We start from the raw sequence: 25,981 nt of genomic DNA, 5'->3' as shown, positions 1-25,981 counted from the left end.
CTAAAGGGTTATCAAGGCTTAACAAATTATTCGCCCCTCAGACATGAGGGGCTTAAAAGGAATTGAGGCACCATGGCTTACAGTACTTTTAACAGAAAAAAAAATGACCAGCTAAAAGAACCAATGTTCTTAGGTCAATCAGTAAACGTTGCTCGTTACGACCAGCAGAAGTTTGAAATCTTCGAAAAGCTCATCGAGAAGCAATTGTCTTTCTTCTGGCGTCCTGAAGAAGTGGACGTTTCAAGCGATCGTATCGACTACAACAAGCTGCCAGAGCATGAAAAGCATATCTTCATCTCAAACCTTAAGTACCAAACACTGCTCGATTCTATCCAAGGTCGCAGTCCAAACGTTGCCCTGCTGCCGTTGGTATCGCTACCAGAAGTAGAAACTTGGATTGAAACTTGGTCTTTCTCAGAGACAATTCACTCACGCTCTTACACGCACATCATCCGTAACATCGTGAATGATCCGGGTCTAGTGTTTGACGACATCGTAGAAAATGAGCACATCCTTAAGCGTGCAGAAGACATTTCTCGCTACTACGACGATCTGATTCAAATGACCAATGATTACCATCGTTACGGTGAAGGTACTCATAACATCAACGGCGAAGAAGTGAAGATTACCCTTCACGACCTGAAGAAGAAGCTCTACGTTTGTTTGATGTCAGTTAACGCACTAGAAGCGATTCGTTTCTACGTGAGTTTTGCGTGTTCATTTGCTTTTGCTGAGCGTGAGCTAATGGAAGGTAACGCTAAAATCATCAAGCTTATCGCTCGTGATGAGGCGCTGCACCTAACGGGTACACAGCACATGATTAACCTGCTACGTAACGGCCAAGACGATTTCTCATTCATGCAAATCGCGGAAGAGTGTAAGCAAGAGTGTTTTGAGCTGTTTAAAGACGCTGCTGAGCAAGAAAAAGAGTGGGCAGAATACCTATTCAAAGATGGGTCAATGATCGGTCTGAACAAAGACATTCTTTGCCAGTACGTTGAATACATTACGAACATTCGTATGCAAGCTGTTGGCCTAGACGCCGCTTACCCTGAAGCAACTTCTAACCCAATTCCTTGGATTAATGCATGGTTGTCTTCAGATAACGTGCAGGTTGCGCCTCAGGAAGCAGAAATTTCATCTTACCTGGTTGGTCAGATCGACAGCGACGTACGTGCAGACGACTTCAAGGATTTCGAACTGTAATGCCTAATATCAAAATCAACGCTATTACATCGGTTCAGTCTCACCCTTCTAATACCATTCTCGAAACTATGGAGAATGCAGGGTTAGAGCCTGAATATAACTGTAGAGATGGGCACTGTGGCGCTTGCCGCTGCAAACTGGTCTCAGGTGAAGTTGAATACGTTGGTTTTGCAATGGCGTACACACAAGAAAAAGAAATTTTGCCGTGTATATGTAAAGCGAAGACAGACATTGAAATTGAAGGTGTCAATTACTCGCTTAAAGAAAAACGCGCATAAGTATGCACAAATAGAAAACGGCCAGCAAAACGCTGGCCGTTTTTACATCTGAACACGTACTCCGGATAGGAATTCATCGGCGGTCAGCACAGAAACAGGCTTATCTGCGATCTCCCTTCCATCATCATCAAATAACGAAAGTCGATACCCTAAACGTTCACCACTTGGTTTGTCTTCTGGCGCTTGCAACCACAAAGAGATAACATCTTGATGCTTTCCATTAAGTGCTTCACCTAGAAAGACTTTTTGGCTCGCCACTTGATACCAAACAAGGATCTTGGACTGATTAAACATGCTAACCTCCCTGAGCAATTAGAATCCTGAATTGTCATTTTAAAGGTTATTTTGCCGAATGCACGTTGCAAATCTAAGACAATTTCCACTTCTATTGAAAATCATCCAGTTAAACGATATTCGAATTTGGCATATAAAAATAATATGAGCGTGAATGAGTAATAAGAAATAGGATCATCCACTTATTACAGAACACTAGACTGAGCCAATTTGACAAAATTGACTCACTATCCTAGTTGAATAATTATGCTTCTATTGCGCTTCGTGGCACAAACATTTCTTTGTTCCTGCTCAGTGAACTGTACTGGACAAACATAGGTTTCGTGTTGAGGTAGCGTCGCAACATATCCGCTGCAACGGTTGTGATCACCAGAGTACGTTCTTCACGCGTATAATTGCGATTGAAGGTTAACGTCTGTCCCCACTCTCCTTCCGGTGCGGCCAAGGCGACTGAAAACGTCTTCTCTGTTACCTTACCCGTTACAATGGCGATGTCCGTAGCACATTTATCTTTCGTTGCTCCAGCAAGGGCAAAAGCAGCTGCGAGTTGGTCGTCACTCTCATCACCAACATTAACGCGCTCACCCAACACCCATCCATGACCACAATATTGGGCTGCCACCTCTTTAGACTGTAACCAGTGTGATAACGAACCATAAGTCGATTGCTCCGCCGTCGCGATAGATTGTTTTCGCTCTTGGATTAGGTAGGCAACATGGTCCTGCATAGATTCATCAACACTCACCACATTGCTTTCAATCAAATTGAAGATAATCTGCAGCAGTTTCACTCGGTTATCTAAATCATTCTTAGGGCCAAACAACTTCACTTCGATGTAAGGCAGGTATGAACGATAACCTAGTGTGTAGCCATCAGGAAGTTGTACCTTGTCGAGCTTATCTGACAAAGCCGACTCCGAAGTACCAAAGGTATAAAGCTTACTGCATTCCTGCCCTAACACATCACGATGCGTGGTCTTCATATCGGGTAGAATCTGTTGCTCTACCATCAGCTTAAATTCGCTCGGTACACCCGGTGTGAAGTAGAAATCACAGTCATTAAAGCGAACTTTAAAGCCACAAGCAGTTCCAATTGGGTTATCAAGTAGAACCGAATCTTTTGGCAACATGGCTTGTTTACGGTTACTTTCTGGCATAGCTAACCCACGAGAGGTAAAAAACTTCTCTAGCCTTGCTAACCATTCTGGATACAGAACAAGCTCAGTCTCTGAAGCGACAGCCACCGCCTCAGCGCTCAAGTCGTCACTTGTTGGGCCTAACCCACCGTTAACAACGACGACGTCACAGTTAAAACTTAGCATCATCAGCTCTTCGACAAGAGCTGACATCTCGTCACCAACTGTTGAGCGCTTAGTTACGCTAAAGCCTTGTTCGAAAAACCTTTGAGATAACCACGCTGCATTCGTATCGACGATGTCTCCGTGGAGGACTTCTTCCCCAGTGCTCAGCATTGCGATTTTCAACATTATTTTATCCTTAGTGGGAAAACGTCACATATTTTATGAGTTTAACTGATATTTATTATGGCATTAGGCCAAAAAACAACTAAGTTTCTTATTTAGGACAATTTCAGATTCCCAATACGCCAACTTTGTTGGATACTTGTGACCCTGATCATTAAAATAATAACGATGGAGTGCTCAGTGTTGAAAAAAAGCATCACCGCTTTAGTTTTGTCAGCTTCTGCCCAGGCCAGTGCCAATGTATATGATTCTAATCAACATATTGAGTTTTCATACACTGTAGATCAAGCTGAATCCGACACGTTTTTCTATCATTCTTATCAATATCAATCGTCAGACCCGTTTTCACTCAGTTTGACAGAAAATGACCTAAAACTCGAAGGCCCGGCGTTACCTAAATATCTCACGGTTTCCGATGGCAAAGATTGGGATTACTTGATGGGGCAAACCTACACGATTCTAGGACTGAGTGTTGCCACGGTCGGCTTGATGACGCTTCTACCAGAATCAATCACAAAATGGGATGAAGAAGATCGTGACCTTAGCGGTCTAGGTTCTAAATGGAAGGACAATGTCACTTCGGGCCCTACATGGGATCGCGATGAACACTTCCTAAACTATGTCATGCATCCTTATTTTGGTGGCGTGTACTACACAGCGGCGCGACACGCAGGCTTTAATGAGTTTGAGTCTTTCTTGTACTCCGCAACAATGTCGACTTTCTTCTGGGAATACGGTGTTGAAGCCTTCGCAGAAGTACCTTCTTGGCAAGACATCTTTATTACCCCATTCTTTGGTGCAGTGGTTGGTGAGATGATGTTTGAAGCAGAGCAAAACATTGTCGCATCCGGTGGCGAAGTCTTAGGTTCTGAAACCGTAGGTGATGTATCTCTGTTCTTCCTCAATCCCGTCGGTCATATCCACGGCTGGGTAAGCGGAGCTTGGGGTGGCAGCGCAGAATTCCAATACAGCAGTAAGCCTTGGTTCGGCAACCAAGATGCCGCTAAATTCGCTATGGATGCAGGAGCAAGTTACGATAACGTTTTCTATGGTGTAGAAATGAAAGTGAGCTTCTAAACCACATCAAATCTTACTGAAAAAGCGATGTTGTTCATCGCTTTTTTTGTGCTCGCGGTTAAAGATTCGTAGCGTTGACAAGGATTTAGGTTTAAAACTTGACTCAGGTCAAACCCAACCTATCTTTCCATTCTAAACTGAAGTTAGGCATCAGAACTCTTTCAACCTCAATAAGCATTGAAAGCCACATGCCTTACTCAGCGTTTGGAGGCCCAATATGAACAGCACATTTATTGTTAACTTCGTTGGCAAAGCAACCCCTGCAACAATCAAGCAACTTGCCGCTATCACCCACGAAAACGGAGGTAAGTGGCTCATCAGTAAAGTCAATTTTATTGAAGACCAAGTCGCAGCGGTGATTAAAGTTGAACTTCCAAGCGTCAATGAACAACTCGTGAAAGACGCCTTTGCCTCCCATCCAGATTTACTAGTACAGGTTACAGATTCCGATCAACTGGCACACGATGTTGATACTATCTACCAACTCAGACTCGATTCCAATGATCGGGCGGGTATCGTAAACGAGATTACTCACGTACTCGATGGACAAGGTATCAATATTCTTGATATGGATTGCCAAAGAGTCTTCATCGCTGGTGGAGGTGGAGTGAGCTCGAGCTTATTTACGGCAAACTTGTCGATAAGATTGCCTAAGCAGATCAATATCAACGACGTGGCTAATGAACTTGAGTCTTTAAGTGAAGACACAAGGGTCATGGTGGAAAGCTAAACGTTGAGTCAAATGAAAAAGAGAGCGACGAGTCGCTCTCTTTTTATTTGCTATTTCAAAGACCATTGTGACAGTGAGCGCTTGAAGTCAGAATAATCAAACTCATTCAATTTCTGAACCTCTCCCGAGCTTCTCTCACAATAGACTGAAGGCATACGTAATCCGTTGAACCAGTTAAGCTTAACCATAGTGTAACCTGCACTATCCATGATATGCAGTCGCTGACCAATTTCTAGCGGTTTGTCAAAGTTGGCCACACAGAATTGATCCCCGGCAAGGCATGAGCAAGAGCCAATCACATATTCATGTTCGCCGCTATCTGTTGCTTCTAGAATAGATGCCGGCTCATCATAGATTAACGTGTCTAAGCGATGAGCCTCTGTTGCTGAATCTACAATCGCTGTCTTCTTTACGTTCTCAACAATATCAACTACAGTCACAACAAGATCTGTGGTTTTGGTAATGATAGCTTCGCCCGGCTCAAGGTACATTTGTACCGCGTGTTTTTCTGAAAATGCCTTTAGCGCCAAGCCCAGCTTCTCAATATCGTAACCTGGCCATGTAAAGAACACTCCGCCGCCCATGCTTACCCAATCAAGCTTGTTTAAGTAGTCACCAAACTGCTGAGAGATCGAGTCAAGCAAACCAATGAACGCATCAACATCTTTGTTTTCGCAGTTCATATGGAACATCACACCATCAATGTTCTCAAATACTTCGGGGTCAATATGATCCGCTTGTACTCCAAGGCGAGAAAATTGACGCGCCGGATTCGCTAGATCTTGACCCGCATAGCTAACACCTGGATTTAAACGTAAACCAATTGACGCTTTGTCTTCAACGATATGGCGGTAGGCCGCGAGCTGAGACTGTGAGTTAAAGATCATCTTGTCACAAATGTCAGCCACTTCACGTACGTCATCTTCGCTGTAACCAACACTGTATGCGTGCGTTTCTCCGCCAAACGTTTCGTGGCCAAGCTTTACTTCAAAAGGACCAGAGCTTGTGGTGCCATCTAAGTAAGGCTTAATAATGTCAAACACGCCCCACGTAGAGAAACATTTGAGTGCCAATACCAGCTTCACACCAGAGATTTCTTTCAGCTGTTTTGCTTTCTCTAGGTTTTCAATCAACTTATCTTCGTTGATCATAAAGTAAGGGGTTTTGAGTTGTTCTTTCTGAAATGTCATCTTATGCACTCAAGCAGAATCTAATGATAAAGAGCCATAGCTGATGGAGTTGGTATTGAGTATGTTTATTTTGTCCTGTCTGAACGTAGTGAGTTACAAAATAAACATGGTTAATACCAACATCTAATAGATCGCTATGACCGAAAAAGGGAACACTGCTGTCCCCTTTTGATACCAAACTAAAAATTCAGTCGTTACTTTTTAAGTTCGTGAATTACTGGCAGACCTTGACCCGCTTCAAGCTCTTGAACATGCCAATCAAGACCGATGCTTGGCATTGTTTCTAGGAATGGATCTGGGTTTAGCTGTTCCATGTTGAACACACCTTTATCCGCCCACTCACCACGGAAGAACTGTAGCGCCGCCGTAATAGCAGGAACACCCGTAGTGTAAGAGATCGCTTGATGTTCTACATCTTCGTATGCCACTTCATGGTCAGCGTTGTTATAGATAAATACGCTGCGCTCTTTACCATCCTTCTTACCTTGAACCCAAGTACCGATACAAGTTAAGCCAGTGTAACCCGGAGCAAGTGAAGTTGGGTCTGGAAGTAGTGCCTTCAGTACGTGTAGAGGTTGAACAACCGTACCATCATGCAGTGTGAGTGGATCTGGGCTAAGCAGGCCGATGTCACGCATACAGTTAAAGTAGTTTAGGTACTTGTCACCAAAGCCCATCCAAAACTCGATACGTTTTGCAGGGATAAACTCTTTCATTGAACGAACTTCATCGTGCGCCATTGAGTAAACTTTGTGTGTACCACAGTTAGGGAAATCAAACTCAAGCATACGTGAGTGACAAGGGACTTGCTTCCACTCTTCGTTTTCCCAGTAGAAAGAATCACCCTGAATTTCCAACATGTTGGTTTCTGGGTCAAAGTTGGTTGCGAACTTCTTGCCGTGATCGCCTGCGTTAACGTCCATTACGTCAATCGTGTCGATCTCATCGAACAGGTGTTTCACCGCGTAAGCAGCAAATACAGAAACTACACCCGGATCGAAACCTGCCCCTAAAATGCCCGTAATGCCTGCTTCAGCAAACTTCTCGCGGTAACCCCACTGCCAATCATAAGCTTGAGGAACCTGCTGACCTTCAGAACATAGGTCTACTGCCACTGATGTATCTAAGTAGTTCACTTTCGCTTGGTAGCACGCTTCCATGATAGTCATGTTTACCCAAGGAGGACCCGCGTTGATAACCAAATCAGGTTGCACTTCTTTAATTAAAGCAACTAGCGCTTCAACATCATCCGCGTTCACGGCACGAGCTTCTAGTTTCTTCGAGCTGTCTTTAAGGTTGTTTTTCTTCTGGATAGATTCGATGATCTTTTCACATTTACCGATTGTGCGAGACGCAATGGTAATGTCACCAAGAACATCGTTGTTTTGCGCTGCTTTGTGTGCAACAACCCAACCGACACCACCTGCACCAATTTGTAAAATAGCCATAGTATTACGTTACCTTTATTTCGCTAGCTCTGAAGCTAATGTTTTGATTTTGTTTAATAGAGACTCAAAGTCAGAGATCTTCAAGCAAGGGTTTAGAATAGTAAATTTAAGTGCAGACTTATCATCCACTACAGTCTCTCCAAGCACGGCAATGCCACGAGTAAGAGCTTGCAGTCTTAGAGTCTTATTTAGTTCATCTAAATCGTTGGTTTGTGAGTCACAAACTCTAAACAGCACAGTCGATAGTGAAGGTTGCGCGAGTAGCTCAAACGCTGAATCACTTTCAATCAGATCTGCCACTTGTTGAGTCTGCTCAAGAAGATGATCATACATTTTGCCCAACGTATCTGGACCCACGCTTTGCATCGTCATAAAAACTTTCAATGCATCAAAACGCTTGGTCGTCGCAATCGACTTATCAACTAAATTAGGCAGTTCATCATGTTCGCGGTTGAGGTAATCGGCATGATGAAGAAGGTACTTAAAGTTCGCTTTGTCTTTCAGCAGTACTGCGCCACAACTGATTGTTTGATAGAACAACTTATGGAAGTCGACGCTAACTGAATCTGCACGCTCAATACCCGTTAAACGTGACTTATGGCTGCTTAAAATCAAAGCGCCGCCGTAGGCACTGTCAACGTGGAACCACAAGGCATTTTGTTCAGCGATATCAGCAATGGATGTTAAGTCATCAATCGCACCATGATCGGTTGTGCCCGCCGTACCCACTACAGCAAATGGGATCAAACCCTGAGATTTCAGCGCCTCGATTTCCACCTTTAAGGCTTCAACCTTGATGGTTCCATTCGGATTGGCATCGACACTACAGACTGAGCTTTCACCCAAACCAAGCAGTGATGCGGATTTTTGCACGGTAAAGTGAGATTTCTTCGAGCACAGGATACGCAACTTACTCGCGTATTCCGGTAAACCTAGCTTTTGAATCGAATGTGAATCAAGCTTATCGGCAATCCAATCGCGCGCGAGCAGTAATCCCATCAGGTTACTCTGGGTTCCACCACTGGTGAAGATGCCGTCGGCTTGAGTACCTAACTCATACTTCTCGCACATCCAGTTAATCACTTTCTGCTCAACGTAAGTGGCTGCGGATGCTTGATCCCAAGAGTCCATTGATTGGTTTAGTGCAGCGATCATCGCCTCAGCGACTATCGAAGGCATCAATGGTGGCGTGTGAAGATGCGCAATACAGTCAGGGTGCTGCACTATGATTGAGTTCTTGGCAACTAAGTCTGCCGTCTCACCAATCACGTCAATCAACGAAGCGTTTTTATTATCGAGATCAACAGCGTTGATTGCCTGCTCAAGCTGCTTAGGTTCTAAACCAGAATATGGCGCACCAATTTGCTCAAACACCGCTTTCATTTTAGCCGTTGTATGATTCATTGCTTTAGCGAATTTATCACTGCCAGACTCGCCGGTATGAACGAAATGTTGCTTCCAAACAGCATTGCTCTCTTGTGAATCAAGATGGCTACCGCCCGCGACAATAATCGCTTCTTCAAGTACGCGCAGAGCAAAGTCAATTTGCTCGAAAGAGATAATCAATGGCGGTAGGAAACGGATCACTGAACCATCACGTCCACCTTTTTCAACCATCAAGCCCCGCTCTAATGCAGCGCGTTGAATTTTTAAGGTGAGATCACCATCAGCGACAGGCTCACCAAATTTATTCAGTTCATTGCCCGGCTTGCGAATTTCGACACCAAGCATTAAACCCTTACCACGAACTTCTGCGATGCAATTTACTCGTGCTTGAATCGCTTCGAGACCGTGGCGTAGATACTGGCCAGCAATATTGGCGTGCTCAACTAAGTTATCGCGTTGGATAATTTCTAGCGCTTTAGCACCAGAGACCATCGCTAACTGGTTACCACGGAATGTGCCCGTATGCTCGCCCGGTTTCCATGTGTCGTGCTGCTTGTTAATCACGAGCAAAGACATTGGCATGCCGCCGCCAATCGCTTTCGACAGACATAGAATATCGGGAACAATGCCTGCTTCTTCGAATGCGAAGTTATAGCCTGATTTGCCGACACCACATTGAATCTCATCAAAAATCAGCAAGATCCCATGCTCATCACATATACGACGTAGTTCTTTCAACCAGAAAGCCGGAGCTGGAACAACCCCACCCTCACCTTGTACAGGTTCAACAACAATCGCCGCAGGTTTCATGATACCCGCTTCATCATCGTGCAATAGACGTTCAATATAGCGAATGCTTGCTTTTGCACCTTCGTCGCCACCAAGTCCAAATGGACAGCGCAAGTTATATGGGAACGGCATAAAGTGAACGTCAGACATTAGGCCAGTTCGACGTGCCTTAGTTCCTAGGTTACCCATCATGCCCATGGTGCCATTTGTCATACCGTGGTATGCACCACGGAAAGCAAACATGGTGTTTCTGCCTGTAGTTTGCTTAGCAAGCTTAATGGCGGCTTCAACGGCGTCTGCACCAGAAGGCCCACAAAACTGAATGACACAATCGTCGGCCAGCTCTTGTGGCAAAAACTCTTTTACAGTTTTGATGAAGTGTGTTTTTGCTTGGGTCGCGATATCGAGCGTTTGGTACGGTAGACCACTGTCTAGCTGAGCTTTTAGCGCTTGATTGATTTCTGGATGGTTGTATCCCAACGCCAGAGTGCCTGCGCCAGCTAGACAATCTAAAAATAACTGACCACGAGTGTCTTCAACAAGCGCACCATAAGCCTGTTTAATGGCAATAGGCAGGCGTCGTGGATAAGAGCGAACTTCAGATTCATGTTGCTCTTGGTCTAGTAGAATCTGATCTGGAGTTAGATCGTAGGTTCCTTCCAAAACTGGAATCTGAGTTGAAAATGGAGTTGCGATAGCAGTGCTGCTCACTGTGTTATCGACTTCAAAGGCTGTGCTCATGATTTAATCCCTTGAAATGTAATTCTTTCCCCTCGTAAGAACAGATTCTAAACTGAGGGTATAGCAAGCCGTAGCGCGAAATATTTAAAAAGCGCATACGAGAAAACGATCCATCATGGATGGATTACATATCGAGAAATTAGATCAAGGTTCAGTAATGCAACTGTCCTGTAAAACAGGGCATTGAGGAAGAACTAAGCTGATTAATGTAGTTTTATTATGTGAGTTCAATGTTGGGTTTCCCATTCACATGCCGCTTAACGACATTAGTATCCCGTCTATCGACAAAAGGACTTGCCGATACCTACCCTACGTGATGCTCACTCAGCCCGAATGTCATCACGCGTATCCCCCAGAATGTCCTTATTGAGACTCCTCTCCGAGATTGCGGCGAAAATTATCATAAATTGAAATCATCTGGCAATAAGTTTTCACACTTGAGTTGAAATAACTTGTACTATTTGCAGATATCATCACCTCATGGAGTGTTGATATAAAAAGAGAGCGAGGTTTTAAGCTCACTCTCTCAATTAAAGCCGATCGGTTAATCTTGTCGCATTACGAGAATGTCATCTAGATTATCCATTAGGTGCGCTGCAGAAATGCCTTCAAACTCTATCGTCACAGAGCGTCCACTATCAGAAGGTGACGTCACCACCATGGTAGCGCTTGACGCATCGCCAGTTATCTCTATTTCATCGTCAATGAAATCAGAAATCTCTAGTTCAGACGGGCTATCGAGTAGATCAGAGAAGTCCAGCTTGTCATCCTCAACGCTAAAGTCTTTAACGGTATCGGTTGAACCATCAATATCTTCATCCAACCATTTGAAGGTATCTTCACCGGCTCCACCCATTAGGGTATCGCTTCCTTGGCCTCCCATTAATACGTCATTACCACCTTGACCATAAAGAACATCATCTCCCATCAACCCACTGAGTACATCATCACCGCCTCGAGGTTCATCATACAAGCGGTACACATCGTGGTTTTCAGAGATAAACTCATTGATCAATTCTTGGCTTGGCTCGCTACCATTCACTAATGTCAGCAACTCGATCAGTCCACCTAGATTCTCCAGACCATCTATGGAGTCAGGCTGCTCTGGGTAATCGCCTTCGCCCCAAGGAAGGTTTGCGGTATTAATTGCATCACCGATAATGATGTCTGCGCCACAACCGCCTTCTAAATGATCGTCGGTCATCTCTCTAAACTCGGAGTGAGTCGTTTCACCGATTAGCGCAGCGGTTAACTCACTACCAGAGGTAACCACATCGACTTCCCCTAAAGGTACGTCATACTCTTCAGTAATTTGAATTCTCGCATCGAGATCGATAGCATCTCTTCGGTCATTCGTGACGTTATCTAATGTCATTGTAATACGATAAGTACCCGGTTCTGAAAGTTCTAGCGAGGTATCAGACCGTGAGCTGTTTGGCCCATTGACGACTGACCAACCGGGGCCATCTTGTTTCTCAATTGACCACGAGAACTCATCTCGACTTCCAAGCCCAGCTACAACGGTAAAGTCCATATCGATATCAGCAGTTTGCCCACTTGTCAGTGTTACCGGTTCTCCTCTTACGGTTTCTGCTGCCTCATTTCTTCGGACATCAACAGATAGCTCTTGAGTAACATCTGAAATCGGTTTGGTTTGCGTTGAAAACTCGCCTGAAACCACATCTGAGTTATCAAACATTCTTAAAAGCTCAGTCTCACTGCTGCCAGTGGCAATACCAATCGCCCTAACATGAGAGATGTCAGCAACTGGCCCATAGGCATCCAGCGCCTTGCTGATGTCCAATGGGTCAGTACTGCCGCCACTACTGGAGTCATCACCAATATAGGTCGTCGGTTTACCATCAGATAGGAACAAGGTGATGTTTTCAGCATCAGGTTCACTATCTAAGCCTGAGAACCAGTCTGAGGCACGAGTAAACGCTGCTTCATAGTTTGTTGAGCCACCTGCATCCAATGCAAGAATCGCGGACTCTAATCCGCCCCAATTGTCAGCGGTAAGATCCTCAATTGGCACCGCAAGTGACGCACTAGACGAAAAGCTGATGAAGTTGAGATTAATCGTTCCTTCGTGATTCTCTATACCTTCGATAAAGTTGATTATCGAGTCTTTCATCACTTCTAAGCGGCTCTTACCGTCATCAAACAATGACCTCATACTACCTGACACGTCGGCTAATATGGCAATATTGTAATCGACTGCTGGGACAACGGTTGTTAGTCGTCCGCCAATGTCGCCATACATGACTTGGTCTTCATCCTCACAAACGTCTTTCTCTTTAAGAACAACTTCAACATCGGTGGTTTTCACCCTACCTAACCCCGTAACTTCAGTGGCAGTAACCACGAGGTTGTGCATATTCGCTTCAAGTTCAAAGTCATTGGTATAGGCGTTGACACCTGCTGGCGTAAGACTTATATCACCGCTATTCGGATCTATCTCAAACAGTGGCTTATCGGCATCATTAAACACATTTGCCTTAATGCTGTAAGTGACGTTTTCGCCATCTGCGTCAGTGGCATTGACCTTGCCTATCACATGGCTGTCGGTGGAATTTTCTTCGTATTCGAAGTTGTAAGAGCCATCATCCGTATCATTAAAGATCGGCTTGTTATCATCGACGTTGATTTCATCAAGGTGTACAGTTACAAAACTCGATTTGGTAGGCCCAAATCCAGGTTCCTCTGTTGCCCTAACCACAATAGTGTGCTTATTGCTAGCTAACTCGAAATCATTGGTAAAAGCCTCAACCCCTTCTTCAGTCAACGTGATTTCACCAGTATTAGGATCAATTTCAAAAAGTGGTTCTCTTTCATCATTGAACACATTTCTCGCTATTGCATAGGTAACCCGCTCACCATCGGCATCCCTTGCTCTAACCTGGCCTAACACGTCGTCACCATCGCGATTTTCACGGTACGAGAACTCGTATTCACCATCTCTGTTGGTATCTTTAAAGTCAGGGCGGTTATCATCTCGGTTCAACTCGCGAAGGTTAACCGTCACCTCAGTTGATTTAACGGGACCAAAACCTGGGTCTTCTGTCGCGGTGACCTTAATTTCATGGCGATTGCTTCGCCACTCATAATCATTGGCAAAAGAGAAAACACCTGCGCGAGTTAAAGTAATCTCTCCGCTATTTGGATCAATCTCAAACAGTGGACGACCAAAACGGTTATGTATGTTTTCACTAATGCTGTATGTAACGTTTTCACCATCAGCATCACTCGCTTTCACTGTACCTAAAACGTCATCCCAATCCCTATTTTCTCTATATTCAAAGTCATACTCGCCTCTGCGGTTAGTCTCTTCAAAAATAGGTTTATTATCATCCCTGTTCTTTTCGCTAAGGTTGACCACGACATTAGTCGATTTTTGTGGCCCTAAACCCGGTTCTTCTGTTGCGGTAACGACAATTTCGTGGTCATTACTACGTTGCTCGTAATCATTAGCAAATGAACGAACACCCGCTCGGGTAAGGGTAATTTCCCCCGTACTAGAGTCTATTTCATAGATTGCGCGACCATCCGGATCAGTAATGTTTCTGCTAATGCTGTAAGTCACTGCCTCACCATCGGCATCGCTTGCCGAGACCCTGCCAAGAACGTGGTTACCACCCCTATTTTCGAAATAAGAGAAGTTATATTCTCCATCTTTCCCGGTGTCTTCGAACTCAGGGCGGTTATCATCACGATTCACTTCTTTGAGCGTCACATTGACGTCTGTGGTTTTAACCGGACCAAGTCCTTCATCTTCAGTCGCTCGGACAATAATGCGATGTACATTGGCGTCTCGCTCAAAATCATTAGCAAATGATCGTGCTCCCGCTTCAGTGAGACTTATCTCGCCGCTTATTGGGTCTATTTCAAACAAAGAGTCAAAGTTTCGATTGTAGACATTATCCACAATACTATAGGTAACCCGCTCTCCATCCGCATCGGAGGCGAAAACCGTACCTAACACATCGTCTTCAGAGGCATTCTCACGGTAACGGAATCGGTATTCGCCATCCCACTCTCTTTCATCAACAGTGAGTATATTAATGTCAGGTTGTTGGGGTGTTTCTTCTTGAGGTGGTTCAGGGTAGAAGATTGGCGCGTTATCATCGAGGTTTATTTCACTTAGCTGAACGTTGACGTCAGTGGTCTTAACCGGACCTAATCCTTCGACTTCTGTCGCTCTTACCACTAAGTTATGAACATTGGCAGCAAGCTCAAAGTCATTGGTAAACGCAGCCACGCCTGCTGCGGTTAAGCTAATTTCACCGGTAGTAGGATTGATTTCGAAATAGTCGCCACCTTCTCCAGAAACGTTAGTTTCAATGCTATAAGTGACACTTTCTCCATCAGCATCGGTCGCCGATACCGTGCCTATGACATAGGCATCGGTAGAATTTTCATCGTAGCTAAACGCATAGCCGCCTTCTTCGCCATTTTGGTCTTGGAAGATTGGCGCATTATCATCAAGGTTTATTTCACTTAGCTGAACGTTAACGTCAGTGGTCTTAACCGGACCTAATCCTTCGACTTCCGTCGCTCTCACCACTAAATTATGTATATTCGCAGCAAGCTCAAAGTCATTGGTAAACGCAGCCACACCTGCTGCGGTTAAGCTAATCTCACCGCTAGTAGGGTTGATTTCAAAGTAATCCTCACCCTCGCCAGAAACATTAGTTTCAATGCTATAGGTGACACTTTCTCCATCAGCATCCGTCGCCGATACCGTACCTATGACATAGGCATCGGTGGAGTTTTCATCGTAGCTGAACGCATAACCGCCTTCTTTTCCATTTTGCTCTTGGAAGATAGGGGCATTATCATCGAGGTTTATTTCACTTAGCTGGACGTTGACGTCAGTGGTCTTAACCGGACCTAATCCTTCGACTTCTGTCGCTCTTACCACCAAGTTGTGAACATTCGCAGCGAGCTCAAAGTCATTGGTAAACGCAGCCACGCCTGCTGCGGTTAAGCTAATTTCACCAGTCGTCGGGTTAATTTCGAAATATTCGCTTCCCTCGCCAGAAACGTTAGTTTCAATGCTATAAGTGACACTTTCTCCATCAGCATCCGTTGCCGATACCGTACCTATAACATAGGCATCGGTAGAATTTTCATCGTAGCTAAACGTATAGCCGCCTTCTTCGCCATTCTGATCTTGGAAGATTGGCGCATTATCATCCGCATTAACTTCATTAAAGAAAACATCAACGTCTACAGACTGAGGAGCACCGATACCATCACCTTCTGTCACCGTAACAACAATTTGGTGAGCGTTGGCAAGAGTTTCAAAATCATTCACAAATGAGGCTGCACCCGCATCAGTGAGGCTGATCACTCCCGTATCGGGATCAATCTGGAATATATCTGCACCTTCTCCGTCCTGAAGGTTGGTTGAAATACTATAGATTAAAACGTCATTATCAGGGTCTACGGCCTCAACTTGACCAATCGGACTGCCTGCTGCGGTATTTTCCTGCAAATCAAAGATGTAGGCGCCATCTTCAAATGCAAAAGTTGAAAACTGCTCATCTTCTCCACCGCCACCACCAGGAACAAAGTCGTCTGTCGCCACAAATTGTGGAAGATCATTGGTACCGTTAATTGTGACCGTGACACTTCCGACTGTGCCGTCAGTAGATGCAATAGGGAATACGTCAACGATAGAATCACCGATATTGAGTTCATCAAAAGCGCTGTTCGCTACATAGGTCCAATTACCATCGGCATCAATAGAAAATGTACCGTTATCACCCGCGACACCGTCTTGAGGCAAGAAGGTTGGGACATCAGTTTCGGTTGCAACCACTGTACCTGTAATTACCCAAGGAACATCTGTCTCAAAGACGGTAACTGCATCATCTCCAACAAAAACCGCCTGAGCGACTAGATCAAGTAGTGCTAAACTTTGTGTTTGTGACAATCCTTGTGACTCTAACCCAGATGTATCAAACGATGTTTCTGCAATGGTCTCCGTCCCGATTCGTTCGATATCACCCGTACCAGTAGGGCTTGATCCGTTTTGTCCACCCGCGGCAGTTGCAAAATCTTCATTTTGAGTCGGGTCGACACCTTCTTCAATCTGCTCGATGATTGAAGCTATCTCATTGTCTAAGTTGAGGTCTAAGTTTTGATCGTCTCCGACAAGCTGCGCTTCTATTTGTGGTTCTGTCGCAGCTGTCGCACCTTGACCTAATACAACAATGACCTCACCTGGTCCGGGTACTTCACCCGGCACTAGCTCTCTTATTTCACCATTAATGTCAATTACTACTGTTGTACTAGCCAACATAAACGGTGTTAGACTTTTCGCATTCATAACCAATTTCCCACTTCAGCGTATAAGCCCCCCCACCCCCAATTTCAGGTGTTAAAACTTTCGCGTACTCCCACACCTTATAAAGCTAGACGCCGCACTATTGACATTCTAGTAAATAACAAAAAAGTCCATGCGAAAGTTTATAAGTTACTAATAAATAAACGGGGTAATTTCGCACAAAGATTCTCACTTTTGGAATACGTCAGCTAAGCTTTTGGTACTTACTGTAGGGGTGTCGTACTCCTACGATAATTGACTATTGACTTAGCGGATATTAAGGAGGCTCCCTTGAACCTGAAAAAGTCACTTATAGCTAGCTGTGTGGTTCTCGCGAGCTTTACTGCTTACTCGCAAACTCTGGAACAAGCAGTCGCCATCACACTCGCCACTAACCCCGAACTAAAAAGTACGTTCAATGAGTTTAAGAGTGCAGTGAAGCAAGCTGATGCATCGACTGGTGCATATCTGCCGAGTTTGGACTTGGATGCAGGTATAGGCTACGAGGGGATTGACCCTGCCAATTCGACAGGGAGAAACGATACAGACCTTACGAGAAAAGAAGCGACACTTAGCCTGACTCAATTGCTTTGGGACGGCAATGCGACGCTAAATGATATGGATAGAACCGCGGCTGATGCCGAATCTGTCCGCTACCAACTACTCGCTGACGCCTCTGATCTCGCACTGCAAGTCACTCAAGTCTATCTAGACGCGGTGAAGGCCACCGAAATTCTTGCTCTCTCGGAAAGCAACTTAGCCGTTCACAAAGAGATTTACCGCGATATTCAGCGACGAGCCCAATCAGGCATTGGTTCGACTGCTGATGTGTCACAAGTAGAGGCAAGGATTGCTAAGGCTCACGGTAATCTACTCGCTGCACAGAATAACTTGGTCGATACCCATACTCAGTTCACGCGTCTAGTCGGACAACAGCCATTGGGATTAATCTACCCAAGAGCGGATGAGACTAAACTGCCTCTCTCTTTGCAAGATGCCCTCGTTGATGCCTTCGAGAAACATCCTGTCATTAAAGTCTCGATGGTTGATGTGGACTCAGCGCGTTTTCAATACAAACAGTCAAAAGGAAACTATTACCCTACCTTCTCAATTGAAGCGAGTCAGACATGGCGAGATGATGCTGGTGGCGACAGAGGTCGCAGTGAAGAAACTCTAGCTATGCTTCGAATGCGCTACAACCTATACAATGGTGGCTCTGACAGTGACCTCTCGGAACGAGCCGCTTACCAACTCAATCAAGCGAAAGACTTACGTGATAACGCTTATCGCCAAGTTGAAGAAAGCCTTCGCTTGTCTTGGAGTGCATTAGACCTCACCTTGCAACAAAAGAACTTCCTCGCTGACCATGTAGATTCTGCCTCTGAAACTGTCATTGCCTACGAAAAACAATATCGAATTGGCCAACGAACCTTACTTGACTTGCTCAATACAGAAAACGAGTTGTTTGAAGCTAGGAAAGACTACTTAGACGCACACTATGCTGAACAATACGCCAAGTATCGCGTGATGAACGCAACTGGCAACCTACTCGATGCGCTGCTAGTAGATACGCCTGAAGAGTGGACTGAGCGAGTGGAGTATTAATATGAAAGTTAAACAGTTTATCCCATTTACCCTTATGGCTTTCATTCCTATTAGTACGGTGATCGCCGATGATGAGTATGACTACATCGAAACACCTGTTGCTAACCAAATCTCTGACCTTACCGATGATGACAGAGATGGTGTGGTCAATGCTCGTGATATCTGCCCTGGTACACCGACGGGCGCGCAGGTAGACAATGAAGGCTGTGGTGCAGCCCTGTTTGAAGAAGAGGAGCGCCAGCTTCGTATCTTATTTGCCAATGACTCTTATGAAATAAATCCTATTTTCTCAGATCAGATTCAAACAATGGCTGAGTTTTTAGAGCGCTATAAGTCGGCCTCAATTCAAATTCAGGGCTACGCGAGTAAAATCGGTACCCCTGAGTACAACTTAGAGCTATCAAAGAAACGCGCGCATGCAGTTGAAGACGAACTACTTTCCTATGGAACCGAACCTAGCAGAGTTACCATCGTTGGATATGGAGAAACAAGGCTTGAATCGGAGGGTGAAGATGAAACTTCACATGCATTAAACCGTCGTGTAACTGCAACGGTAGTAGGTTTGAAAGAAGAGGTGATCGAAGAGTGGACTATCTTTACCGTTATCGAAAAATAACTTATCCACTCGTTACAAAAAAGCGCCCATTGTAGGGCGCTTTCTAATTTCTGTTGTTTGGTCTTTAGTGCTGAGATTTGACCTGTGCGTTACTCTCAACACTTACGCTCTTCTTTGGCAGCGAGATGTGCAGTAAGAAGTAACCTAGCAGGGCGGCTGTCGTCGAGCCCATCAAGATACCCAATCGAGCATAAGTATCAAACTCTGCGTTCACTTGACCGAAAGCCAGTGACGAGATGAAGATAGACATCGTAAAGCCGATACCACACAGGACGGATACTGCAAAGATATGACGGAAAGTAATACCTTCAGGCAGTTTAGCCACACCTGATTTCACGGCAAGCCAACTAAATGAGTAGATACCAAGCGGTTTACCAACCAATAGACCAAGCGCGATACCTAGAGGCAGCATCGAAGTCAAACCATCCATCGACACGCCTTCTAACGAAATACCTGCGTTAGCGAATGCGAATAATGGAAGAATACCAAACGCTACGTATGGGTGTAGTGCGTGCTCCATATGCTTAAGTGGTGAATGCTCGCCTTTATTACCTTTTAAAGGAATTGCGAAACCAATAACCACGCCTGCTAACGTTGCATGAACACCCGATTTCAATACCGCAAACCACAAGATCGCACCAACAATTATATACGGCGTGAGCTTAGTCACCTTCTTAGCGTTGAGCATGAACAGTGCCGCGGTCATCGCAAAGCCAACCGCCAATGCAGTAGTAGATAGGTCACCTGTATAGAACAGGGCAATAATAACGACTACACCTAAGTCATCAATAATTGCCAGAGCAAGTAAGAACACTTTCAGGCTCACAGGTACGCGCTTACCAAGAAGCGCCATGATACCCAATGCAAAAGCAATGTCAGTTGCAGCAGGAATTGCCCACCCCTGAACCGCTTGCGCGTCACCATAGTTGAACATTAAGTAGACCAACGCCGGCGCAACCATACCACCAACCGCAGCAATGGCAGGGAAGATAGCGGTTTCTTTTGATTTTAGAGCGCCTTCAAGTAGCTCACGCTTAACTTCAAGACCAATCAATAAGAAGAAGACTGCCATCAAACCATCGTTGATCCAGTGTGAAACCGACATACCAAACACATAAGTGTGTAAAAACCCTTGGTACGCATCGTTAAGAGAGGTGTTTGCGATTGTCATAGCGATTGCAGCAGCAATAACTAGTAGAATGCCTCCGGCAGATTCTAGTTTGAAAAAATCGCGAATAATATCACTCATGATATTGTCCTTATATTTATTATGTTAATAAGCGATTAACAATGAATACTGTTGAGTTTATAGAGTTGGCTACATCAGGAAAAATCGATTGTTTAGATTATATCTTTCGGTTTTTCCGATGCACACTTTTAAAAGTTCACCTCATTTCTCTGTTTCATTATAGGCAAAGTATCGGAAATTCCACATAAAATACAAAAAGCCACTTCTCATCAGATAAGAAGTGGCTTTTATATCACAGAGCTCAACGCTCCTTTGACTCAATACCCAGTCAGTTGCATAAAACCTTGGGCGTTATGACTGCCTGTGGTAGTTATTGGTCCTTCCCAATATGGCAGCACAAACGGTAACCATAAGTTGTTGTTCATAGCTTGAGTTTCGAGACTGATCGACAAGTGAGGAATATTGATCATCCAACTCATTGGAATGATTTTACCATTTGCTAGTACTTCTTCTTTCAGCGGCAACACTTCGATATCTTCGTTATACAGGGTTACGACTTTCCCATCGTTGGTGGCTAACGTACCAAACACATAAGGCAGTTGGCTGTCGTGACGGTAACGGTTGATTGAAAGTGTGGTTTCATCATCCAAGTGGAACACAAACCAATCCCAGCCCTGTTGGTCTTCAGCAAGTAACCCGCTACCCCACTCTTTGCTCATCCATCCAGTGCCCTTAACATCAATCACATTATGGGGAGCTAGTTCTAACTGGCCTTCAACGGCTAGAAATGGTGCTGTTAAGTTATGTGAGGCAATAGGCAGTAAGTCATGTTTGACCACATACCCACGCTCTCTAGGAATTACAAATGGACCACGTGTTATCGCCTTTAAACGCACTTTAAACGTATCTGTCTGCGCGTCTAATAGTCCTGGAAACGGAGTACGGCCTAGTGAGCGCCAGAACCAATTGTCTATCCAGAGACGGAATGGCTTGGACGTCATTCCTGCCTGTCCAATTCCGCCACGAGCGACACGTTGCTCGCGCCATACTTTATCTTTATTGGAAACGACAACATGAGAAATAAAAAGTTGAGGGCTTAGCCAACCCGACATATTGCTATCGTTGGACGCTATTCTAAAGTAGCTCCACTGAATACCGTATTTTTCTCCATGTTGATCTTCAACATTAGCGAAAAAATGCCACCAGCCATGCTGATACTCATTGTGGAATGCAAAGTCACGTGGAATAACAACAGGATTATCGGGTAGAACAGGCTCAAACACCTGAGTCGGCTTAGAGACCAAAACTGAGCTAACTTCGCTTGTTCGCGCCACATTATTTTTGCTAGTGACGTTGTATTCATGCAGTGCGACTAGCGCAAACGCACCTAAAGCCAACGTGATGAACAACACCACAAGTATTCTTTTACTTCTGCTGCTCATCTATAGCGAATCTCTTAATGATTTCATCGGCGTGTTACGAACCATTCTCAACACTGGAATAGCACCTGCGACCATCAATGAAAGCATGGCTAAAGCGCCAGAATGTAGATATTCCGTCGGAATAAATTGAACCTCTAAGGTCCAACCAAAAGATTGTTTAATGACGATATCAACCACTAAGTTCGCTAGTGCTAATCCTAACGGCATGGCAATGAGCATCGCTATTGCCCCAAACACAAACAGCTGCAAACCGCCCATCAAAATCAACTCTCTTCCAGACATACCTAAGCAGCGCAGCAAAGAAATATGCTTTTGTCGTGAGACCTCACCAGCAACAGTCGCAAAGAAAATGCCAAACACGGCAATTACAAGCGTAATGTTACCTAGGGTATCTGCGATAGAGAAAGTGCGATCAAAAACTCTCATCGCCTGACTATGAATATGACTGTTGTCAAAAATTCGTTCGGCATCGAGCCTGAAGATAGTCTCTAGACGCCGTTTGAGACCAATCGGGTTTACACCGTCATTCAAGACAGCACCGAGGGCAACAGAGCCACTTCCAGCAAAGGCATAAAGCCAATTGCGATGGGACAACAAGACTTGATTGTACGGATTACCATAGTCGTAATAGACGCCTACAACCTGCCAACCGGAACCGAGTTTACCGGTTAAGTCGATGTAATCACCGGGGCGAATACCAAGTTTCAGGGCCATAGATTCACTGATCATCACCCCTTTTGAATGATGCAGATGATACCAATAGTTAGGAATACCCAATTTAACCGTCAGGGCATCAAGCTCCCCTTCTGATGCTCCAGTGCTGACGACTTGTAACGCACCTTTGTCGGTCGATATATCCTTTTCCCAGCGCCACCATACTGAGTCCACTTCCGGCTGTTTGGTTAGCCAAGTGCTCATGCGCGCCGCTGCACTATTATTTGGGTAGATGTATAAGTCCGCCGCTAATCGCTGAGTTAACCATTTATCCGTTGTATCTCGGAAGCTGCCAACCATAGTCTCTACACCAATATTGGCTGCCATTGCTAACATAAACGCCATGGTCGCAACGCCACGGTAACTCATGCTCGCCGCCGCGTCAGCAAAGAACCAACGTACCTTCACCCAACGCAAAGAGTAGGACAAGCTTTCAAACACTTTCCAGATAATATAAGGCGTAAAGAGCGCCACACTCAGCAGCATTAATGCAATAATTGCAAAGCCTGTCTCTTGAGTTTGCGGAGCTTGGTAAAGAGCAATCGCTGCCACGCAACATGCACAAGCAATCAGCGCTTGAATGGTAAACTCAGCGCCAGCAAATCGAACCAGAGATAATCGAGTCGTCAATCGGCTTGGTTGAGATCGTAGCAAGCGAACTAAAGGCCAAGCGCAAGCCACTATCGCTCCTGCTAACGAAAGATAAAAGCTATATAGGCTCGAACGCCAGTCCCAAGCTATCGACAACCCAATATTGGTATCATACAAGTCACCTAAGCTGGCAGATACCGTTGGTATCAGCTGATTAGCCAGTAACATGCCTAAAATATTGCCGCATAACCAACCAACAAAGACTAGTGCAAACAGTTCAAGCAGCAACGCCTGTGCTAACTGCCAACCCGACACTCCCATCTGCCTGAGGTTACCAACTAGAGGCTGACGCTGCGTAAGAGTCATCGACATGGCTTGATAGAAGATAAACAACCCGACTAAGAATGCCAGCATCCCCATTGCACTCAAGTTCAAATGGAACGCTTCTGTTAGTGATTCTAGTTCAGCACGAGAGCTTCGACTCAGCACCATGCCATTGGGCAACACAGACTTCAATCTGGCGATTTTCTCTTGGGGCATATCCGCACAAGCGATCACCGAAATTCCCGAGCTACGTTCGATCATCCTGAGTAAAGACATATCCGCGACAATACGTGTACCGTTCAATCGCCTTTCGGTATCAATACTAATAGGACCAAGAGCACTGCCATCGTTTAATCGGATAAAGTCGCCATTGTTCCATTTCATATGCAGCGCGAGATCAGAGCTGACCAGCACAGGGAATGGCGGCTTCATTAGTGCAAGAGAAGAAATGTCATCGAGCAAAGAGCCAGATTCAAACTCGATCATCGCAACAGGATCGATACCAACCAACATTAAGTCGGTTCCGTTGGCCGTCCTTATGCGTAAACTTTCAAATGGCGCACATTGGTGAAAGCCATCTCGGCGCAATTGAACATAGAAGCCTTGAGGGATCTTGTTTGCTGCGTGCTTGGGACGAATTCGGTAAGGAAGAGGATTAGAGAAGAGCTTTTCGCCATGTTCATAGCTCTGACGGGCATGGCTATTGATTGAGCTAACACCTACAAGAAGAGAAACACCTAAAGTAAGACCAAGCCAAACTAGAATGATTTGAAAAGGATAACGTCTGTAATGACCAAGTAGCGCTTTAACTACGGGCCATAACATGAAGCTGTCCTCCTTGTAGCCTTATTTTCCCTTCCATATGTTCCGCTACACGTTCACTGTGCGTTACTAAAAGCAGGGTACAATCGAGCTGTTTGGTCAACGTGGTTAGAAGGCGCATCACCGCTTCGGCGTTGCGTTCATCTAAGCTACCTGTTGGTTCGTCTGCCAATAGAATCTTTGGTTCCATGTATAGCGCACGTGCAATGGCTGCCCTTTGCTGCTGACCACCAGACACCTCTTCTGGATAGCGACCCAATAGAGGCATCAGATCAAGTGCAGAGAGAATTTGTCGCCAAAGCCCAGAATCTTCAGGAAGACCTTTGAGCTGCCGACAAAAGCGAATGTTGTCGGCAATATTTAGGGTAGGAAGAAGGTTAAACTGCTGAAAGATGAGACCAATATTGTTTCGACGATAGGCAGTACGTTTGGTTTCCGCGACTTCATGCATTGAGAACTTAGGGAACACAACCTCACCAGAATCTACGGTATCTAAGCCGGCAATCAAGTTAAGCAAAGTACTCTTTCCAGAGCCACTCTCCCCCATTAACGCAATCTGTTCACCTTGCTTTAATGACAACTCAGCACCTTGTAAAACGGGGTGAAACTCACCGCCATCTACATAGCCCTTACATAGGTCTGTTAGTTGTAACATCTATACTCTCGAAAACCTTAAAAATAGGAATGTGAATCTACACTAAATCGGCGAATCAAGAAAGTATTTTGGATACTAGATCACAAGATATGCATCGAAACACTATTAACTTACGTTCAAAGTCTAATTTTCGATCAAATTTCGAATCCATTTACGCGTTTGCATGCGATAGAGAGACGCGAACCACTTAATGACCTCTTCAGTCAAAAACAGCACATAAATCCATTCAGGCTTCCAGCCTAACCCAATCGCAGCAAAAGCGGCTATAGGAATACCAACTAGCCATTGCGCGACAAGGTCTTGATATAAACAGAACTTGACGTCCCCCCCAGCTCGAAGTACGCCAACAATGGTCATCATAGGTACAGATCGAAGGATAATGCCGACACTCAGCACCAGCATGAATTTCTCCGACAGAGCTCGGGTTTCTGCAGTAAGCGCACTAAACGCATCTAAAACCAAACCTTGAACCAGATAAAGCACACCAGCTACGACAACGCCGACAAGGACACTAAGTATCGTTACCCCAATTGCTTGGTAATACACTTCATCGTATTTCTTAGCCCCAATTTGGTTGCCGACTAACACAGCGGCAGCGTTTGACATCCCAATCAACAAAGCCAGCGCGATCGACTCTACCGGCGACATCACTGACAATGCCGCCAAACCTTGTACGCCAGATTGCCCCATAATGGCATGGTAGGCGAATAAGCCACCTGCCCAAGCAAGAAAGTTAAATGTGGTTGGGAGCGATAACTTCAAAAACTTGATGACGCGTGTCCACTCCAGCACATTGCGAATATCGTACAGACTAAACGCAAGCAGGTGCTTTTTGGCATACAAGTAGCCAAACAAGGTCACAACTTCTATTGCGCCACTTAACACAGTCGCAATAGCCGCCCCTTTAATACCCATGGCTGGCACACCCAACTTACCAAAAATGAATACCCAGTTAAGAAAGATGTTGGAGAGAATCCCGATGCCGCTGAAGAAGGTACTAAGGCCTGGTTTGTGCATCGCTCTTAGTCCGACCGCCATACTGGCAACGCACGCGACTGCAAACATACTTA

At 45.1% G+C, this 25,981-nt stretch carries 17 protein-coding genes; 6 read left to right on the top strand and 11 right to left on the bottom strand.

Translation table 11 applies throughout. The annotated features are described in order from the left end of the window. Nucleotides 1–72: 72 nt before the first annotated feature. On the top strand, nt 73–1,206 hold the full coding sequence (gene nrdB, locus AC6R16_RS00085; RefSeq protein ID WP_500642066.1) for a class Ia ribonucleoside-diphosphate reductase subunit beta: 1,134 nt from the start codon (nt 73–75) through the stop codon (nt 1,204–1,206). Beyond that, nucleotides 1,206–1,484: a class I ribonucleotide reductase maintenance protein YfaE gene (gene yfaE, locus AC6R16_RS00080; RefSeq protein ID WP_500642065.1), complete on the top strand. Its 279-nt coding sequence runs from the start codon at nt 1,206–1,208 to the stop codon at nt 1,482–1,484. Before nrdB ends, yfaE begins: the two co-directional genes overlap by 1 nt. 42 nt (nt 1,485–1,526) lie before the next feature. Here yfaE and AC6R16_RS00075 read toward each other — a convergent pair whose 3' ends face one another. Continuing rightward, nucleotides 1,527–1,778 carry a hypothetical protein gene (locus AC6R16_RS00075; RefSeq protein WP_500642064.1) on the bottom strand — a complete coding sequence of 84 codons (252 nt, stop codon included), beginning with the start codon at nt 1,776–1,778 and terminating at the stop codon, nt 1,527–1,529. A 244-nt stretch (nt 1,779–2,022) separates the two neighbouring features. Continuing rightward, nucleotides 2,023–3,264 carry a CinA family nicotinamide mononucleotide deamidase-related protein gene (locus tag AC6R16_RS00070; protein WP_500642063.1) on the bottom strand — a complete coding sequence of 414 codons (1,242 nt, stop codon included), beginning with the start codon at nt 3,262–3,264 and terminating at the stop codon, nt 2,023–2,025. Between the two features lie 177 nt (nt 3,265–3,441). On the opposite strand from AC6R16_RS00070, the gene AC6R16_RS00065 reads away from it, so the two are divergent. Continuing rightward, the gene (locus tag AC6R16_RS00065) at nt 3,442–4,338 is read left to right on the top strand and encodes a DUF3943 domain-containing protein (RefSeq protein WP_500642062.1); all 897 of its coding nucleotides are present in this window, start codon (nt 3,442–3,444) and stop codon (nt 4,336–4,338) included. Between the two features lie 217 nt (nt 4,339–4,555). Beyond that, nucleotides 4,556–5,068, top strand: coding sequence for a glycine cleavage system transcriptional repressor (locus AC6R16_RS00060; RefSeq protein WP_500673158.1), 513 nt, complete (start codon nt 4,556–4,558; stop codon nt 5,066–5,068). Nucleotides 5,069–5,118: 50 nt separating this feature from the next. Here the strand turns inward: AC6R16_RS00060 and nspC are convergent, their stop codons facing one another. From nspC to AC6R16_RS00040, 4 genes are all read right to left on the bottom strand, one after another. After that, nucleotides 5,119–6,258: a carboxynorspermidine decarboxylase gene (gene nspC / locus AC6R16_RS00055; protein WP_500673157.1), complete on the bottom strand. Its 1,140-nt coding sequence runs from the start codon at nt 6,256–6,258 to the stop codon at nt 5,119–5,121. A gap of 194 nt (nt 6,259–6,452) precedes the next feature. Beyond that, nucleotides 6,453–7,706, bottom strand: a complete 1,254-nt coding sequence (locus AC6R16_RS00050; protein ID WP_500673156.1) for a carboxynorspermidine synthase — start codon at nt 7,704–7,706, stop codon at nt 6,453–6,455. Nucleotides 7,707–7,721: 15 nt separating this feature from the next. Beyond that, nucleotides 7,722–10,622, bottom strand: coding sequence for a pyridoxal phosphate-dependent class III aminotransferase (locus tag AC6R16_RS00045; RefSeq protein WP_500673155.1), 2,901 nt, complete (start codon nt 10,620–10,622; stop codon nt 7,722–7,724). A 544-nt stretch (nt 10,623–11,166) separates the two neighbouring features. Continuing rightward, nucleotides 11,167–16,956 (bottom strand): VCBS domain-containing protein, encoded by a 5,790-nt coding sequence (locus AC6R16_RS00040; RefSeq protein WP_500673154.1) that lies wholly within the window; start codon nt 16,954–16,956, stop codon nt 11,167–11,169. A gap of 288 nt (nt 16,957–17,244) precedes the next feature. Between AC6R16_RS00040 and AC6R16_RS00035 the strand changes: the two genes are divergently transcribed. Next, nucleotides 17,245–18,558 carry a TolC family outer membrane protein gene (locus tag AC6R16_RS00035; RefSeq protein WP_500642057.1) on the top strand — a complete coding sequence of 438 codons (1,314 nt, stop codon included), beginning with the start codon at nt 17,245–17,247 and terminating at the stop codon, nt 18,556–18,558. 34 nt (nt 18,559–18,592) lie between these two features. Beyond that, nucleotides 18,593–19,174 carry an OmpA family protein gene (locus tag AC6R16_RS00030; RefSeq protein ID WP_500642233.1) on the top strand — a complete coding sequence of 194 codons (582 nt, stop codon included), beginning with the start codon at nt 18,593–18,595 and terminating at the stop codon, nt 19,172–19,174. 64 nt (nt 19,175–19,238) lie between these two features. On the opposite strand, the gene nhaA is transcribed toward AC6R16_RS00030, so the two are convergent. The 5 genes from nhaA to AC6R16_RS00005 form a co-directional block, all read right to left on the bottom strand. Then, nucleotides 19,239–20,423, bottom strand: coding sequence for a Na+/H+ antiporter NhaA (gene nhaA, locus AC6R16_RS00025; protein WP_500642056.1), 1,185 nt, complete (start codon nt 20,421–20,423; stop codon nt 19,239–19,241). Between the two features lie 257 nt (nt 20,424–20,680). Further along, on the bottom strand, nt 20,681–21,805 hold the full coding sequence (locus AC6R16_RS00020) for a lipocalin-like domain-containing protein (RefSeq protein WP_500642055.1): 1,125 nt from the start codon (nt 21,803–21,805) through the stop codon (nt 20,681–20,683). Continuing rightward, nucleotides 21,806–24,259 carry an ABC transporter permease gene (locus AC6R16_RS00015; RefSeq protein ID WP_500673153.1) on the bottom strand — a complete coding sequence of 818 codons (2,454 nt, stop codon included), beginning with the start codon at nt 24,257–24,259 and terminating at the stop codon, nt 21,806–21,808. Continuing rightward, nucleotides 24,240–24,911: an ABC transporter ATP-binding protein gene (locus AC6R16_RS00010; RefSeq protein WP_500642053.1), complete on the bottom strand. Its 672-nt coding sequence runs from the start codon at nt 24,909–24,911 to the stop codon at nt 24,240–24,242. The genes AC6R16_RS00015 and AC6R16_RS00010 overlap by 20 nt, the downstream gene beginning before the upstream one ends. Nucleotides 24,912–25,034: 123 nt before the next feature. Beyond that, nucleotides 25,035–25,981: MATE family efflux transporter (locus AC6R16_RS00005; RefSeq protein ID WP_500673152.1), on the bottom strand; the 947-nt coding region annotated here is incomplete at its 5' end.

Source organism: Vibrio sp. R10-SG3-ISO10 (assembly GCF_059834185.1).
This window is presented reverse-complemented; position numbering and strand designations above follow the sequence as displayed.